Below are 14,876 nucleotides of genomic sequence, written 5' to 3'. Positions count from 1 at the left end.
GTGCAACCAACCTGGGGGGGTATGGCATGGCGACGTCGGCGGCGGGGGTGATTCCCGCGGAGCGTTTCTGGCAGCGGATGGCGATCGGCCTCGCGGTCTTCATTGTCTTCGGCTTTGCGCAATTCGCGCTGCGCGGGTTCGTCGACCCTGTGGCGGCGCCCTTCTGGGTGCATCTCCACGGGATCGCGATGCTCGCCTGGCTCGGCCTGCTGATCGTCCAGCCGACGCTGGTGTCGCGCGCCGAGCTGCCGCTGCACCGGCGGCTCGGCTGGATCGGCGGCGGGCTTGCGCTCGTCATCACCGGGTTGGGGATTTTTACCGGCCTGGCGTCGCTGGTGCTGAACCGCTTTCCACCCTTTTTCTCGCCGCCCTATTTCCTCGCGTTGACGACGGTCGAGGCGCTGGTCTTTGGCGCGATGGTCTGGTGGGCGGTGCGCCGGCGGCATGCGACCCAGTGGCACCGACGGCTGATGATCGGCGCGACGATCGTCATCCTCGAACCCGCGCTCGGGCGCATCCTGCCGATGCCGTTGATGATCGGCTGGTCCGATATCCCGATCGGCCTGATCCAGCTCGCCGTCGTCGGCATCATCGCGCTGCACGATCGCCGCACCTTCGGGCGGGTTCATCCGGCGACCAAGGCCATCTTCTTCATTGTCATCGCGGTGCGCGCCACCATCTATCTCCTGTCGCTGGCGCCGCCGGTGATCGCGCTGGCGGCGCGGCTGACCGGCGGCTGACGCGGCGAATTGCCCCGCTGGCGGGTGACGTGTAGAGGGGCGGGAAATTCCTGCTCCGACAAGGAAATAAGATGACTGCTCCGATCCGTGAAAACCTCTCCGGCCTCGACCTGCGCGCCGAAATCGACCGGCTCCGCAAGGAACGCAACGCGGTCATCCTCGCGCATTATTACCAGAAGCCCGAGATTCAGGACCTTGCCGATTTCGTCGGCGACAGCCTCGAACTGTCGCGCAAGGCCGCGGACACCGACGCCGACGTCATCGCCTTTTGCGGCGTCAAGTTCATGGCCGAGACCGCGAAGATCCTGTCGCCAGAAAAGATCGTCATCCTGCCCGACATGGACGCCGGGTGCAGCCTCGAGGACAGCTGCCCGCCCGAACAGTTCAAGCGCTTCCGCGAAAAGCATCCCGACCATATCGCGCTGACCTACATCAACTGCTCGGCGGCGGTGAAGGCGCTCAGCGACATCATCGTCACCTCATCGAGCGCCGAGATGATCATCAGCCAGATCCCCGAGGACCAGAAGATCATCTTCGGCCCCGACCGGCACCTCGGCGGTTATCTCAACCGCAAGTTCGGGCGCGACATGCTGCTGTGGCCGGGCGTGTGCATCGTCCATGAGGCGTTCAGCGAAACCGAGCTGCTCAAGCTCAAGGCACAGCACCCCGGCGCGCCGGTCGCCGCCCACCCCGAATGCCCGCCGCATATCGTCGACCATGCCGATTATGTCGGGTCGACCAGCGGCATCCTGCAATTCGCCAAGACCTTCCCGTCGGATACGCTCATCGTCGCGACCGAACCGCACATCATCCACCAGATGGAACTGGCGATCCCCGAAAAGACCTTCATCGGGGCGCCGGGGGCCGACGGCAACTGCAACTGCAACATCTGCCCGTACATGGCGCTCAACACGATGGAGAAGCTCTATATCGCGCTCCGCGACCTGCAGCCGCGGATCGAGATGGACGAGGAATTGCGGCTCGCGGCGCGCAAGAGCCTCGACCGGATGCTGGAGATGGCGTCGGGGACGGTGGGCAAGGGCGATTTGGGACGCGCCTGAGTCGCGTCTGAAAAATCGAGTCGCGGCGATGAGTGGCGGCCGGCTTTTCGAAAACCGAATCCGAAAATGCTGCGCTCTTGTTACAAAAATGCTGCGGCGAATCCGCTAATTGCTAATGCCGGACTTATCCACAGTCGACGGCGCAATTGGGGGCGTTTCGCTGCAATTTTTGTTGGCGGCCTCGCCGACTCATGTCAGCTTCCAATCATCGGACGACGGAGACGACGGACCGCCGGGACACGAAGGAAGGTTGCAAGACCGACTGGAAAGAAACGGACCGGAACGACGAGGAAGTGGACCGATACCCTGGTCACGGAACGCCGCGATTCCCACGAGTTGAGGCGGACCCGATCGGGACAGGAAATGCAGTCCATCGCTTGGACGGCGATTGCTTCGGCAGACGCAGGAAGAGATGATGAAGGGCTTTCCAGGTGCGGCCGGCCCCCGAAAGGGGGCCGACCAAACCATCGCCGGATAGCTCCGGAACGCGCCGCAAGCGTCGTTTTGCGGGCCGCCGATCGCAAGAGAAGCGGACCGGGATGAAGGCAAGCGGGCAGCGACCGGAAGGATACCGGATAGTGGGGGTTGGCAGCGATGCCGGCCCCCATTTCGCGTGCGCGCGATGCGGGTGGGGCAGTGGCCTCGACTGATGCAGGGCAGGCAGTCGTTGGAACGTCGGCTTTCGGGCGCAAGCGGACGTAAATATCCTCCCTGTGGCGAAGCCATGGGGAGGGGGACCGTTCGCTAAGCGAATGGTGAAGGGGCCGAAAGGTTTCGCGACGCCTGACGGCGTCGGCCCCTCCGTCAGCGGCTTTGTCGCTGCCACCTCCCCATCGCTGCGCGACAGGGAGGATTTAAGGACCATCCGCGCCCCACCCCGAAACCGACCTGTCCGCAACCGCCGCCAAATATTTCGTGCGCCCTGTGACTTCTGTCACACCGCCGTCGCCCCCGCCTGCTTATCCCTCCGCTTGCGACCCGGAGAAGTTCCCAGATCGGAACGGATCCCACTTTCCCGGCCGCGTCCTCGCGGACCGGCCGGGAACCTTTTGCGCTCCCATCGCATTGTGCTGACATCGGCAAAACGAGGTTCGGACGCCATCAGGCGTTGCCGGAAGTCACCCGGTCTGCGTGCTCCGCAGGTCCGGCAATAAGGGAGTGTGTCTATGGGTATCATCATCACGCTGATCGTCGGCGGAATCATCGGCTGGCTGGCCAGCATCGTCATGCGCACCGACGCACAGCAGGGCATCATCCTGAATGTCGTCGTCGGTATCGTCGGCGCTTTTCTCGGTAATATATTGGGCGGCATGTTCGGCATGGGCGCCAGCCTCAGTACCTTCAGCCCGATCGGTTTGCTGTGGGCCTTTATCGGCGCTGTCGTGCTGCTCGGCCTGATCAACCTGGTGCGTCGCGGCAGCGTCCGCTGACACCCGTGGCGGCGGCGTTCGGCGTCGCCGCCATATCGCTAGGCGGTTGACGCGATTTGGTTTACCATCGCGTCTGCCCGGTAATATTCGGGCATCCAAAACGATCGTAGGGGGTCATATATGACTTGGATTATCGCAATTGTCATGGGCGGCGTCATCGGCTGGCTCGCGAGCATCGTGATGCGCACCGACGCGCAACAGGGCATTTTCCTCAATATCATCGTCGGCTGTCTCGGTTCGATCCTCGGCCGTTTCCTGTTCGGCCGCTTTCTCGGCGGCGGGCATTTGCGCGGCGACGCCTTCGATCCGATGACCTTGCTCACCGCCTTCATCGGCGCGGTGGTCCTGCTCGGGATCGTCAATCTCGTGCGGCGCGGCAAGGTCCGCTGATCCCGCTGACATAGACGGTCCTTTCCGGATCGGTTTCCAAAAGGCGGTCGGCGCGAGTCGGCCGCCTTTTTTGGCGCCAGGCCACTGGAGTTCGGCCGCCGGGCCGATTATGAAGCGCCGCGCCTTGGGCGGCGGTGCGGTCGCGTTTCCCCCTTGTCAGGGGTGATTTAATTGGATAATACACCGCGAAGAATGGCCGAGGTTCCGGCGCCCCCTTCGCGGGCACGGACGACGCGGCCCTCGCATGCCATGGTTGGGGCGGGACAGAGGAATTTGGCGTGAACTACGAGCGGAAAGTGGATGTGATGGACAGCCTCGCGGGCTATGATGACGAGGCCGGCAATCGTCGGCGCCGGATGCTGCTGATCGTCGCGATCGCGCTGATCCTCGCGGCACTCGCCGCGGCCTATTTCGCCTTTTCGGCGGGCAAGGGCGATGGCGCCGCCGCCGCTGGCGGGTCCGCCGGCGGACCATCGAGCGAAAGCATTCCGAACATCACCGTCGTGATCCCGGGCAAGCAATCGGTTCAGGCGCAGATCTCGGCCAACGGCACCATCGCGGCGCGCCGCGAAATGCCCGTCGGCGTCGCCGGCGAGGGCGGTCAGGTCGTCCGCGTGCTCGTCGAGCCGGGCCAGTGGGTCGGTGCGGGGCAGACGCTGGCGGTGATCGACCGCTCGGTCCAATCGCAGCAGGCCGCGGCGCTGTCCGCCTCGATCCGCGTGGCGCAGGCCGACGCCGATCTGGCGCAGGCCGAACTCACCCGTGCCGAGGCGCTGGTATCGCGCGGCTTCATCTCCAAGGCCGACATGGATCGCAAGCGCGCGACCCGCGATGCCGCCAATGCGCGCGTCCGCGTCGCGCAGGCGCAATATGGCGAAGCGCAGGCGCGCAACGGCCGGCTGAACATCGTCGCCCCGGCGGCGGGCCTGGTGCTGACGCGCCAGGTCGAGCCCGGGCAGATCGTCAGCTCGGGCAGCGGTGTGCTGTTCCGCATGGCGAAGGGCGGCGAGATGGAAATGATGGCGCAGCTGGCCGAGGCCGATCTGGCGCGCATTCCGGTGGGAACGCGGGCCACGGTGACCCCGGTCGGCGCCGCACAGGGCGTTGCGGGCCAAGTCTGGCAGAAGTCGCCGGTCATCGATCCGCAGACCCGACAGGGCATGGTGCGGATCGCGATCCCGTACAGCGCCGAACTGCGCCCCGGCGGATTCGCCGATGCCAAGCTGGTCGCCGGTTCGGCCGAGGCGCCGTTGTTGCCCGAAAGTGCGGTCCAGAGCGGCCCCGAAGGCAGCTTCGTCCTGATCGTCGGCAACGACAACAAGGTCGAGCGCCGCGCGGTCCAGGTCAGTTCGGTCTCCGATGCCGGGATCGCGATCGCATCGGGTCTGACCGGCAACGAGCGCGTCGTCGTACTGGCCGGCGCCTTCCTGAATCCCGGCGATACCGTGAAGCCGGTCCTTCAGAAAACGTCGAACTGATATCCGATTTTTGCCGGACGTGCGCACAAGGGCGTTTGAACCATGAGCTTCCGTAACATCTCCGCCTGGTGCATCCGCAATCCGGTGCCGCCGATCGTCCTGTTCGTGCTGCTGCTGCTGGCGGGGGTCGTCAGCTTCAACCGGATGGACGTCAACGACAACCCCGACGTCGAATTCCCGGCGGTGCAGGTCCTGGTCGCGCAGCCGGGCGCCGCGCCGACCGAACTCGAGACGCAGGTCACGCAGCGCGTTGAGGCCGCGGTGCGGGCGGTCAGCGGGGTCGAGGACATGTCCTCCTATGTCGGCGAGGGCAGCAGCAGCACGATGGTGCAGTTCGCGATCGGTACGCCGATCGACCGCGCCTATAACGACGTCAACCAGGCGGTTCAGCAGATTCGTAGCGACCTGCCCGACGGAATCCTCGAGCCACAGGTCGTGCGCGTCGATTTCTCCGGCGGGCCGATCACCTATTTCGCGGTCGAAGCGACCGACATGACGCTCGAACAGCTGTCATGGTTCGTCGACAACAATGTCGCCAAGGATCTGCTGTCGATCCCCGGCATGGCGCGCGTGCGCCGGTCGGGCGGGGTCGACCGCGAAATCCGCGTCATCCTCGATCCCGCGCGCATGCAAAGCTATGGCGTGACCGCGAGCCAGATCAACCAGCAACTGCGCCAGGTCAACGTCAACGCCGCGGGCGGGCGCACCGAAATCGCCGGGTCCGAACAGGCCGTCCGCGTGCTGGGCAACGCCGGGACCGCGAACCAGCTCGGCAATTACCAGTTGTCGCTCGGCAATGGCCGCACGATCCGGCTCAGCGATGTTGCGACGGTCACCGACGGCTATGCCGAACAGCGCAACCTCGCCAAGATCGAGGGGCGGCAGGTGCTGTCCTTCTCGATCGAAAAGGCCAAGGGTTCGTCCGACGTCACCGTCCATGACGAGACGATGAAGAAGCTCGCCGAGATCAAGAAGAACAACCCCAAGGTCAATTTCAAGATCCTCTTCACGCGCACCGAATATACCAAGGAACAATATCGCAGCTCGATGGCGGCGATGATCGAGGGCGCGATCCTCGCGGTCATCGTCGTGTTCCTGTTCCTGCGCGACTGGCGCGCGACCTTGATCTCGGCGCTCGCGATCCCGCTCTCGGCGATCCCGACCTTCTGGTTCATGGACATGATGGGCTTTTCGCTGAACGGCCTGTCGCTGCTCGCGCTCAGCCTCGTCGCCGGGGTGCTCGTCGACGATGCGATCGTCGAGATCGAGAATATCGTCCGGCATATGCGCATGGGCAAGACCGCCTATCAGGCGTCGATCGACGCCGCCGACGAAATCGGCCTCGCGGTGGTCGCGACGACGATGTCGATCGTCGCCGTGTTCCTGCCCGTCGCGCTGATGCCCGGCGTGTCGGGACAATTTTTCATCCAGTTCGGGATGACGGTCGTCTTCGCGGTGCTCGTCAGCCTGGCCGTCGCGCGCATGATCACGCCGATGATCGCGGCCTATTTCCTGTCGGCGCAGGGCGAGCAGGACCATGCGTCGGGGCCGTGGGTCGACCGGTACGAAAACATCCTGCGCTGGACGCTCGACGACAGCAAGCACAAGGTGGTGCGGGCGCGCTTCGAGCCGATGGCGACGCGGCCGACCTTCCTGATTCTGCCGCTGCTGGTGGCGTTCGGCGCGCTGGTCGTGATGACGATGAAGTATTTTCAGCCGGTGCCGGTGGGGCAGAGCGGGCCGAATGCGGCTCTCCATTTCCTGCTGCTGACGCCGATGGCAGCCGTCGCCGCTTTCCTCCTGAGCAGTCTGGTGATGATCCTGTTCAGCGCATTCGTCGCATGGATCAACCAGACCACACTCAGGTCGGCTTTGCGCGCCTATGCGTGGGTCGGCGGGATCGTTGCTGTGCTGTGCGGGATTCTGTGGTTCCTGGGCAAGCTGGCGCCAGCTCAGATGGCGATCACGTCCTGGGCCATGGTCATGGCCGCGGCGATCCTGCTCGGAGCGCTTGCCTGGCTTCTCGGGCGCCTGTTCGGAATGCACCACTGGCGCTTCACCCGATGGGCGCAATATATGACCCAGCGCGCGTATGCGCGACTGTTCGATCACCGCGTGTGGATCGTCGGGATCGGCGTCGGAGCCTTTGTGTGGAGCATCATCCTTTTCGCGACGCTTCCCAGCCAGTTCCAGCCGACGATCAACAGCGACTACAGCCAGATCACCTATGAATTGCCACCGGGGTCGACGCTGGCGCAGAGCGAACGGATATCGAACCAGGTCAATGCGATCCTGGCGGCCGACAAGTCGGTGGAAAACGCCTTTTACGACGTCAATGTCGGCGGCGGCAGCGTCTATATCACGCTGAAAAAGGACCGTGAGACGAGCAGCGTCGACTGGGAACGCGGTCTGCAGCCGAAGATGGCGGCGATCCCCGACGCGCGCGTGTCGTTCCAGAGCCAGGCTGGCGGTTTTTCGGGCCGCGACATCAGCTTCATCATCGGCGGCGACGATCCGGTCGCGCTCGAAAAGCATGCGCTCAAGATCGTCAAGGAGATGAGCGCGCTCAAGGAACTGCGGGCGGTGCGGATCGAGGGCGATATTCCGCGGCCCGAGATCATCATCAATCCGCGCATGGACCTTGCCGCCGACCTCGGCGTCACGACGGCGGCGCTCAGCCAGACGATCCGCATCGCGACATTGGGCGACATCGACCAGAATGCGGCGAAATTCTCGCTGTCCGATCGCCAGATCCCGATCCGCGTGCTGCTGTCCGAAGATTCGCGCCGCAGCCTGGCGACGCTTGAAAATCTGCCGGTACCGACGACACGCGGTACGACGGTTCCGTTGAAATCGGTCGCGGCGATCAGCTTCGGCGCGGGGCCGACCGAGCTGCGCCGGTATAACCAGACCCGCCGTATCGTGATCGGTGCCGATCTGACGAAGGGCCTCGTGACCAGCAACGCGCAGACCAAGATCGATGCGCTGCCGTCGGTCAAGAACATGCCGCAGGGCATCCGCAAGATCGTGCAGGGCCAGCAGAAGTTCATGGAGGAATTGATCCTCAACTTCGCGATCGCGGTCGTCGCGGGCCTCGCGCTCGTCTTTTCGACGCTAGTCCTGCTGTACCGCCGCTTCCTCTCGCCGCTGGTCAACATGTCGTCGCTGTTGCTCGCGCCGCTCGGCGGCCTGCTCGGCCTCTGGATCACCGGCATGGAAATCTCGATGCCCGTCTATATCGGCATCCTGATGCTGCTCGGGATCGTGGCGAAAAACTCGATCCTGCTCGTGGATTTCGCGATCGAGGAGATGGATCATGGCATCGCCAAGGGACCGGCTTTGCTCGACGCGGGGCGCAAGCGGGCCCAGCCGATCGTCATGACGACGATCGCGATGGTCGCGGGAATGGTGCCGACGGCGATCTCGCTGTCGGGCGACGGCGCCTGGCGCGCACCGATGGGGGTGGTCGTGATCGGCGGCCTGATCCTGTCGACGATGCTGACGCTGCTGATCGTGCCGGCGGGCTTCAGCCTCGCTGACAGCATCGAAAAGCGCCTGGGCCGATTCTTCTCGCGCAACCTGCTGACCTATAAGCCGGGCGACGACACCAAGCCGCACGGCATTCCTTCGGAACCGCACCCGGCGGAGTGACGCGAAAGCGCGCGGCGCGGCGCCGGTTGCAACCTTTGCCGCGCTTCGCCATTGGATGGCCATGACGGACAGCGTTTCGCCGCAAATCGATACCGATCGCGCCCACCCCCCCCATATCAACCGGGGGGTGGGCGTTGCCGTTCCGACGGGCGGGCTCAACATCCGCGTCGTCGCGACCGGCATGCTCGTCGTGATGGCGATCGTTTTCGTCAGCGCCAAATATTTCCAGGACGTTCACCCTGCGGTGGGTTTCGTGCGCGCCTTTGCCGAGGCGGCGATGGTCGGCGGGCTGGCCGACTGGTTTGCGGTCACCGCGCTGTTCCGCCATCCGATGGGCATCCCGATCCCGCACACCGCGATCGTGCCGCGCAACAAGAACCGCATCGGCGACACGCTCGCGCGCTTCCTGCTCACCAATTTCCTGCTGCCGCGGCTGATCGCGCGCAAGATGCAGACGGTCGACATCGCGGGCGCGGTGGGCAAATTCCTGTCGCAACCGGGCGAAGGCGGCGGGCGGCTGAAACGCGGCGCGTCGCGGATCATCGCCGACGGCCTCGGCGCGCTCGACCAGCAGCGGCTGGGCGGCATGGTCAAATCGGCGATCGCCGACCGCTTACGCGAACTCGACGTCGCGCCGCTGCTGGGGCAGGCGCTGCAGGCGGCGCTGGCCGAGGGGCGGCATCAGCCGTTGCTCGACGCGATGGTCAAATGGGGGTCGAAGACGCTCGAACTCAACGACCATCTGATTCACCAGATGGTGCACGACAATTCGAATGCGATCGTGCGCTTCACCGGGCTCGACGAAAGCATTTCGAACCGCATCGTCGCGGGGCTGGGCAAGCTGCTCAGTGAAATGGCGGTCGAACCCGATCATCCGCTGCGCATCCGTGTCGAGGAAGGGCTCGCCAAGATGGCGCTCGACCTGCAGCACGATCCCGAAGTGCAGGCGAAGGTCGCGCGGGTCCGCGACGAACTGCTCGAGAACAAGGCGGTCAAGCGCTGGCTCGATGGTTTGTGGGAACAGGGCCGCGGCGCGCTGCTGAAAGCCGCGCGCGATCCCGACACCATGCTTGCCGGCAGGCTGGGCGAACTCGTCACCCAGTTCGGCGCGATGCTGGGCGAGGATGCCCATATCAAGCGTACGCTCAACCGCTATGCGCGGCGCGCGGTCGTCGGCGCAGTCGACAGCTATGGCGAGACCGCGCTGAAACTTGTGTCGGACACGATCCGCGGCTGGGATGCCAAGACGATCACCGACCGGCTGGAAAATGCGGTCGGCGACGATTTGCAATATATCCGCATCAACGGCACGCTGGTCGGCGGGCTGGTCGGGGTGCTGATCCACACGGTGGATGTGTTGATCTGACTCGTCGCCCCGCCTTTGCGGGGGCGACGGTTACAGACAGGCTGCCAACCCCTCTCGAAAGCTCGGATAGCATGGAGTCCAGCCGAGCAGGCGTTTCGCCTTGCCGTTCGCGACGCGGCGATTCTCGGCATAGAAGGCGCGCGCGGCGGGCGACAGGCCGGCTTCGTCGAGGGCCTGCAACGGCGGCACCGGCGCGCCGAGCATCGCGCAGCCCCATTCGACGAGGCGGTTCTGAGGACAAGGTTCGTCATCGGCGAGGTTGTACACGCCCGGGGGACCGCCGAACGATGCGATCACGGCGCTCGCGATGTCGTCGATATGGATACGGCTGAAGACCTGATCGGGCAGGGCGATGCGGTGCGCGCGGCCTTCGCCGATGCGGTCGAGGATGCTGCGGCCGGGGCCATAGATGCCGGGGAGGCGAAGCACGCACATGTCGCCGCGCAGCGCCTGCCAGGCCGCGTCTCCGGTGTTGCGGTCAGCACGGCGGCCCTTGATCGGGGCGGTCTCATCGACCCACGCCCCGCCGGTGTCGCCATAGACGCCGGTCGACGAGAGATAGCCCGTCCATGTGGCGCCCGCGACCGCGATCGCATCGCCATAATGGTCGAGCACCGGGTCGCGTCCGTCCGAGGGCGGGACCGACGAGAGGATGTGCGTCGCCGGGCGCAGCGCGGCGAGCACCGCATCGCGGTCGCCGAACGCGAGCGTCCCGCCGCGACCATCGCGCGTCGTCCCGCTCACGTCCCAGCCGCGCGCCTCCAGCCGCCGCGCGAGGTGGCTTGCGGCATAGCCCATTCCAAAGATCAGCATCTGTCCCATCGCCGCGCCTTATTGCGCAGGCTGCGGCCCGCGCCTAGACCTGCCGGCATGACCGATGCCTCCTCGACGCCCGTCCTTCCCGTCACCATCCACCGCGGCGATTATCGTCCGCCGGAATGGCAAGTCCCCGACGTCGCGCTCGATTTCGCATTGGGCATCGACGAGACCAAGGTGTCGGCCAGCCTGTCGGTCGAGCGCCGTGCCGATACGCCGGTGCCGCTGACCCTGCGCGGCGACGCGATCACGCCGGTCGAGGTGCGCGTCGACGGCGCGGTGTGGAACGACTGGCGCATGCAGGGCAGCGACCTGGTCGTCGATCTCGGCGACCGCATAGCGGCGACAGTGGAAGTCGACACGGTGATCGACCCGAGCGCCAACACCAATCTGATGGGCCTGTTCGCGTCGAACGGCATGCTGTGCACGCAATGCGAGGCCGAGGGCTTTCGCCGCATTACCTTCCATCCCGACCGTCCCGACGTGATGAGCCGCTATCGCGTGCGCATGGCGGGCGACAAGACCGCCTTTCCGATCCTGTTGTCGAACGGCAATTGCGTCGAGCAGGGCGATGGTCCGGAGGGCACGCATTGGGCACTGTGGGAAGATCCTTGGCCCAAGCCGTCCTATCTCTTCGCGCTTGTCGCGGGCGACTTGGTGGTCAACCGCGACAGTTTCACCACCGTTTCGGGACGCGAGGTCGAACTCGGCATCTGGGTGCGCGCGGGCGATGAGGGCCGCACCGGTCATGCGATGCAGGCGCTCAAGGACAGCATGGCGTGGGACGAGCGCGTCTATGGCCGCGAATATGACCTCGACCTGTTCAACATCGTCGCGGTCAGCGATTTCAACATGGGGGCGATGGAGAATAAGGGGCTCAACGTCTTCAACACGCGCTACATCCTCGCCGACGCCGATACCGCGACCGACCTCGATTACGACGGCGTGCAGGGTGTCGTCGCGCATGAATATTTCCACAACTGGTCGGGCAATCGCGTCACCTGCCGCGACTGGTTCCAGCTCAGCCTGAAGGAAGGCTTCACCGTCTTTCGCGACCAGAGCTTTTCGGCCGACATGGGATCGTCGCCGGTCAAAAGGATCGAGGATGTCCGCCTGCTCCGCGCGGCGCAATTCCCCGAGGATGCCGGACCGCTCGCGCACCCGATCCGTCCGGACAGCTTTCAGGAAATCTCGAATTTCTACACCGCGACCATCTATAACAAAGGCGCCGAGATCATCCGGATGATGGCGACCTTGCTCGGCCCCGAGCGGTTCCGCGCCGGCACCGACCTTTATTTCGAGCGCCACGACGGCGAAGCCGCGACGTGCGAGGATTTCGTCCGCGCGATGGAGGAGGGCGGCGATATCGACCTGTCTCTGTTCCGCCGCTGGTACGAGCAAGCGGGGACGCCGCGACTGACGCTGGCGCTGGCCGAAGAGGATGGCGACTGGTTCCTCGACGTGGCGCAGACGGTGCCGCCGACCCCGGGCCAGCCCGACAAGCAGCCGATGATGATGCCGCTGCGCCTCGCGGCCTTCGCGATGGACGGCAGCGGGGCGGCGATGCCCGATACTTTGGTGACGCTGACCGGCGCGAGCCAGCGCGTGCCGCTCGGCGCATTCGCGGCGCGGCCGGCCTTGTCGGTCAACCGCGGTTTTTCGGCGCCGGTGATCGTCGATTATGTCCGCGCGCCGGGCGAACTGGCCTGGCTCGCGGCGCATGATGATGATCCGTTCGCGCGTTACGAGGCGCTGCAGCAACTGATGCTTGACACGCTGGTTGCGGCGGTGTCGGGTGAAAAGGCCAATCCTCATGCGGTGATCGACGCGGTCGCGGGAGCGCTCGCGGGCCGCGCCGACGATCCGGCCTTCGTCGCCGAGGCGGTGCTGTTGCCGAGCGAAGCCTTCATCGGCGACCAGATGGTAACGGTCGACCCCGATGCGATCCGCCGCGAGCGGCTGGCGCTGCAGGCCGCGATCGGCCGAGCGCTCGAGGGCGAATGGCGCGCGATTCTGTCGGGAACCGGCCCGCCCGCGACCGACCTGTCGCCCAAGGCGAAGGGCGGCCGCCGCCTGCGCGGCGTCGCGATCGCCTATCTTGCCGCGACCGGCATCGCCGATGTGCCGGCGCTGGTGTTCGGCATCTTCTCGAACGCCGACGGCATGACCGAGCGGCAGGCGGCGCTTGCGACTCTGGCGCATGGCGACAGCGACGAGCGGACGCACGCGCTCGACATCTTCTACCAGCGTTACCGCGACAATCCGCTGGTGCTCGACAAATGGTTTCAGGTGCAGGCCTGGTCGATGCGCTCCGACACGGTCGCGGCGGTGAAGGACCTCGCGGGGCACCCCGATTTCACGCTGGCGAACCCCAATCGCGTGCGCTCGCTCTATGGCGCGCTGACCGGAAACCAGGCGGCGTTCCACCAGGCCGACGGTGCGGGCTATAAACTGATCGCCGATCTGGTGATCGCGCTCGATCCGAAGAACCCGCAAACCGCGGCCCGCATGATCCCGCCGCTGGGGCGCTGGAAGCGCTTCGACGATCAGCGCGCGGCGATGATGAAGGCGGAGTTGGAGCGGATATTGGCGCAGCCGGGGCTGTCGCGCGATACCACCGAGCAGGCGAGCAAGAGTTTGATGGGGTGACGGCTGTTTTGGGGCGGGGAGCGGGCGTTCTTTAAATCCTCCCTGTCGCGCAGCGATGGGGAGGTGGCAGCGGCAAAGCCGCTGACGGAGGGGCCGACGCCGTCAGGCGTCGCGCTACCTTTCGGCCCCTCCACCACGCCCTTCGGGCGCGGTCCCCCTCCCCATGGCTTCGCCACAGGGAGGATATTTACGTCCGCTCCTGCCCGAAAATAGACGCGCGTCAATTTGCCGCGAAAAGCTTCGTTCCGGCGACGCCGATCACGATCAGCGCCATGAAGCCGATCTGTACCGCGCTGATGCGTTCGTCGAACAATATGATGCCGCCGATGATCACCCCGACCGCGCCGAGGCCGGTCCAGATCGCATAAGCGGTGCCCGCCGAAATGTCGCGCATCGCAAAGGCGAGCAGCGCCATGTTGAGGAAGCTCAGCGAGACGGGCACGGCCGAAGCCTGCCATGTTCCAAGCGTCGCGGCCCATTTCAGGCTGAGCGCCCAGCAAATTTCGGTAAAGACGGCGATAGCCAGGATGAACCATCCCATGGCGGATTCCTTTCGAGTGCGGGCTCGAAAGAAAAGGTGCTGGCCGGAAACCCGTAAGAGGCCGCACGCGTCGACGAAAGATCGTCGTGGCGGGGGCCATTAGGATGGCGGTGGCGAAATGGCAAGCCGCGTGGCGCGGAGCGGGTTCAGTCCCCCAGCCACCCCGCCACATCGACCGCGACCTTGTTCGCCGCCCTCTGCAGCGCTTCGCCCACCGGCTTCGCTTCGACCACGCCGCCCAGGCTTTCGCGCGCCTCGAAGCGGCGTTGGGTCACGCTCTTGCCGCCGGCCGCGACCAGCATCGCCTGATAGACGACGACGGCCTCGCCGGTGCGGGCGTCGACGCCGAATTCCATCAGCTGGCCGGCGAGCTGTTCGCCCGGCGCCGTCAGATATTGGCCTTCGTCGAGCACGACGCGGCCCGAGCGCGCGGCGACGGTTTCGCTGATCAGGCGCTGGAACAGGCGCTGCGGCGCCTCGACCCATTGCGCATCCTTGACATAGGCGACGCTGGCGCCGTCCTGCTGCACCGGGATGCGCTGGGTGCGCAGTTTCTGCGGCGCGGTGGGGATAAGGATCGTCAGCGTCGCGGCCTCGCCTGCCGTGCGCGCGGCGCCTGCGGGCGGGGCGGCATCGGCGTCGAGGGTGAGCAGGAAGGGCGGCGGCTTGGCGCCGAAGCTGACGCAGGCGGACAGCGTCGCCGCACCGAGGATGAGCAGCAAGGGCGTGCGGAGACGGCGTGTCATGCGGAAAA

At 65.6% G+C, this 14,876-nt stretch carries 11 protein-coding genes; 8 read left to right on the top strand and 3 right to left on the bottom strand.

Features of this window, described 5'->3' with window-relative positions:
• Positions 1 to 26 precede the first annotated feature (26 nt).
• From AC3WS4_RS03645 to AC3WS4_RS03615, 7 genes are all read left to right on the top strand, one after another.
• Positions 27 to 740 carry an adenylate cyclase gene (locus AC3WS4_RS03645; RefSeq protein ID WP_492736457.1) on the top strand — a complete coding sequence of 238 codons (714 nt, stop codon included), beginning with the start codon at positions 27 to 29 and terminating at the stop codon, positions 738 to 740.
• 71 nt (positions 741 to 811) lie between these two features.
• On the top strand, positions 812 to 1,801 hold the full coding sequence (nadA, locus tag AC3WS4_RS03640; protein ID WP_187141638.1) for a quinolinate synthase NadA: 990 nt from the start codon (positions 812 to 814) through the stop codon (positions 1,799 to 1,801).
• Between the two features lie 1,166 nt (positions 1,802 to 2,967).
• Complete coding sequence (locus tag AC3WS4_RS03635) at positions 2,968 to 3,231, top strand: GlsB/YeaQ/YmgE family stress response membrane protein (RefSeq protein ID WP_056343173.1); 264 nt, start codon at positions 2,968 to 2,970, stop codon at positions 3,229 to 3,231.
• A gap of 120 nt (positions 3,232 to 3,351) precedes the next feature.
• Positions 3,352 to 3,621 carry a GlsB/YeaQ/YmgE family stress response membrane protein gene (locus AC3WS4_RS03630; protein ID WP_056343170.1) on the top strand — a complete coding sequence of 90 codons (270 nt, stop codon included), beginning with the start codon at positions 3,352 to 3,354 and terminating at the stop codon, positions 3,619 to 3,621.
• A 305-nt stretch (positions 3,622 to 3,926) separates the two neighbouring features.
• Positions 3,927 to 5,099 (top strand): efflux RND transporter periplasmic adaptor subunit, encoded by a 1,173-nt coding sequence (locus tag AC3WS4_RS03625; RefSeq protein ID WP_056343154.1) that lies wholly within the window; start codon positions 3,927 to 3,929, stop codon positions 5,097 to 5,099.
• 42 nt (positions 5,100 to 5,141) lie between these two features.
• Entirely contained in the window at positions 5,142 to 8,750 is a 3,609-nt protein-coding gene (locus AC3WS4_RS03620; protein WP_492736460.1) for an efflux RND transporter permease subunit, read from the top strand.
• Positions 8,751 to 8,931: 181 nt separating this feature from the next.
• Positions 8,932 to 10,116 (top strand): DUF445 domain-containing protein, encoded by a 1,185-nt coding sequence (locus AC3WS4_RS03615; RefSeq protein WP_235535555.1) that lies wholly within the window; start codon positions 8,932 to 8,934, stop codon positions 10,114 to 10,116.
• A gap of 30 nt (positions 10,117 to 10,146) precedes the next feature.
• On the opposite strand, the gene AC3WS4_RS03610 is transcribed toward AC3WS4_RS03615, so the two are convergent.
• A complete protein-coding gene (locus AC3WS4_RS03610; RefSeq protein ID WP_492736462.1) occupies positions 10,147 to 10,938 on the bottom strand; it encodes a Rossmann-fold NAD(P)-binding domain-containing protein in 792 nt (263 codons plus the stop codon).
• A gap of 48 nt (positions 10,939 to 10,986) precedes the next feature.
• On the opposite strand from AC3WS4_RS03610, the gene pepN reads away from it, so the two are divergent.
• Positions 10,987 to 13,581, top strand: coding sequence for an aminopeptidase N (pepN, locus tag AC3WS4_RS03605; RefSeq protein ID WP_492736464.1), 2,595 nt, complete (start codon positions 10,987 to 10,989; stop codon positions 13,579 to 13,581).
• A gap of 220 nt (positions 13,582 to 13,801) precedes the next feature.
• Here pepN and AC3WS4_RS03600 read toward each other — a convergent pair whose 3' ends face one another.
• Entirely contained in the window at positions 13,802 to 14,122 is a 321-nt protein-coding gene (locus tag AC3WS4_RS03600; RefSeq protein WP_492736465.1) for a DMT family transporter, read from the bottom strand.
• A gap of 146 nt (positions 14,123 to 14,268) precedes the next feature.
• Positions 14,269 to 14,868, bottom strand: coding sequence for an ABC-type transport auxiliary lipoprotein family protein (locus AC3WS4_RS03595; protein ID WP_492736467.1), 600 nt, complete (start codon positions 14,866 to 14,868; stop codon positions 14,269 to 14,271).
• Positions 14,869 to 14,876 lie beyond the last annotated feature (8 nt).

It is taken from the genome of Sphingopyxis sp. EU05-FHT14B03 (assembly GCF_058790875.1).
The sequence above is the reverse complement of the archived record's forward strand: the minus strand, read 5'-3'. Positions and strand labels throughout refer to the sequence as shown.

What these genes read in the sequence shown, in the direction of transcription:
- AC3WS4_RS03645 (WP_492736457.1), top strand. Translation starts at nt 27, where the DNA reads ATGGCGACGTCGGCGGCGGGGGTGATTCCCGCGGAGCGTTTCTGGCAG.
- nadA (WP_187141638.1), top strand. Translation starts at nt 812, where the DNA reads ATGACTGCTCCGATCCGTGAAAACCTCTCCGGCCTCGACCTGCGCGCC.
- AC3WS4_RS03635 (WP_056343173.1), top strand. Translation starts at nt 2,968, where the DNA reads ATGGGTATCATCATCACGCTGATCGTCGGCGGAATCATCGGCTGGCTG.
- AC3WS4_RS03630 (WP_056343170.1), top strand. Translation starts at nt 3,352, where the DNA reads ATGACTTGGATTATCGCAATTGTCATGGGCGGCGTCATCGGCTGGCTC.
- AC3WS4_RS03625 (WP_056343154.1), top strand. Translation starts at nt 3,927, where the DNA reads ATGGACAGCCTCGCGGGCTATGATGACGAGGCCGGCAATCGTCGGCGC.
- AC3WS4_RS03620 (WP_492736460.1), top strand. Translation starts at nt 5,142, where the DNA reads ATGAGCTTCCGTAACATCTCCGCCTGGTGCATCCGCAATCCGGTGCCG.
- AC3WS4_RS03615 (WP_235535555.1), top strand. Translation starts at nt 8,932, where the DNA reads ATGCTCGTCGTGATGGCGATCGTTTTCGTCAGCGCCAAATATTTCCAG.
- AC3WS4_RS03610 (WP_492736462.1), bottom strand. Translation starts at nt 10,938, where the DNA reads ATGGGACAGATGCTGATCTTTGGAATGGGCTATGCCGCAAGCCACCTC.
- pepN (WP_492736464.1), top strand. Translation starts at nt 10,987, where the DNA reads ATGACCGATGCCTCCTCGACGCCCGTCCTTCCCGTCACCATCCACCGC.
- AC3WS4_RS03600 (WP_492736465.1), bottom strand. Translation starts at nt 14,122, where the DNA reads ATGGGATGGTTCATCCTGGCTATCGCCGTCTTTACCGAAATTTGCTGG.
- AC3WS4_RS03595 (WP_492736467.1), bottom strand. Translation starts at nt 14,868, where the DNA reads ATGACACGCCGTCTCCGCACGCCCTTGCTGCTCATCCTCGGTGCGGCG.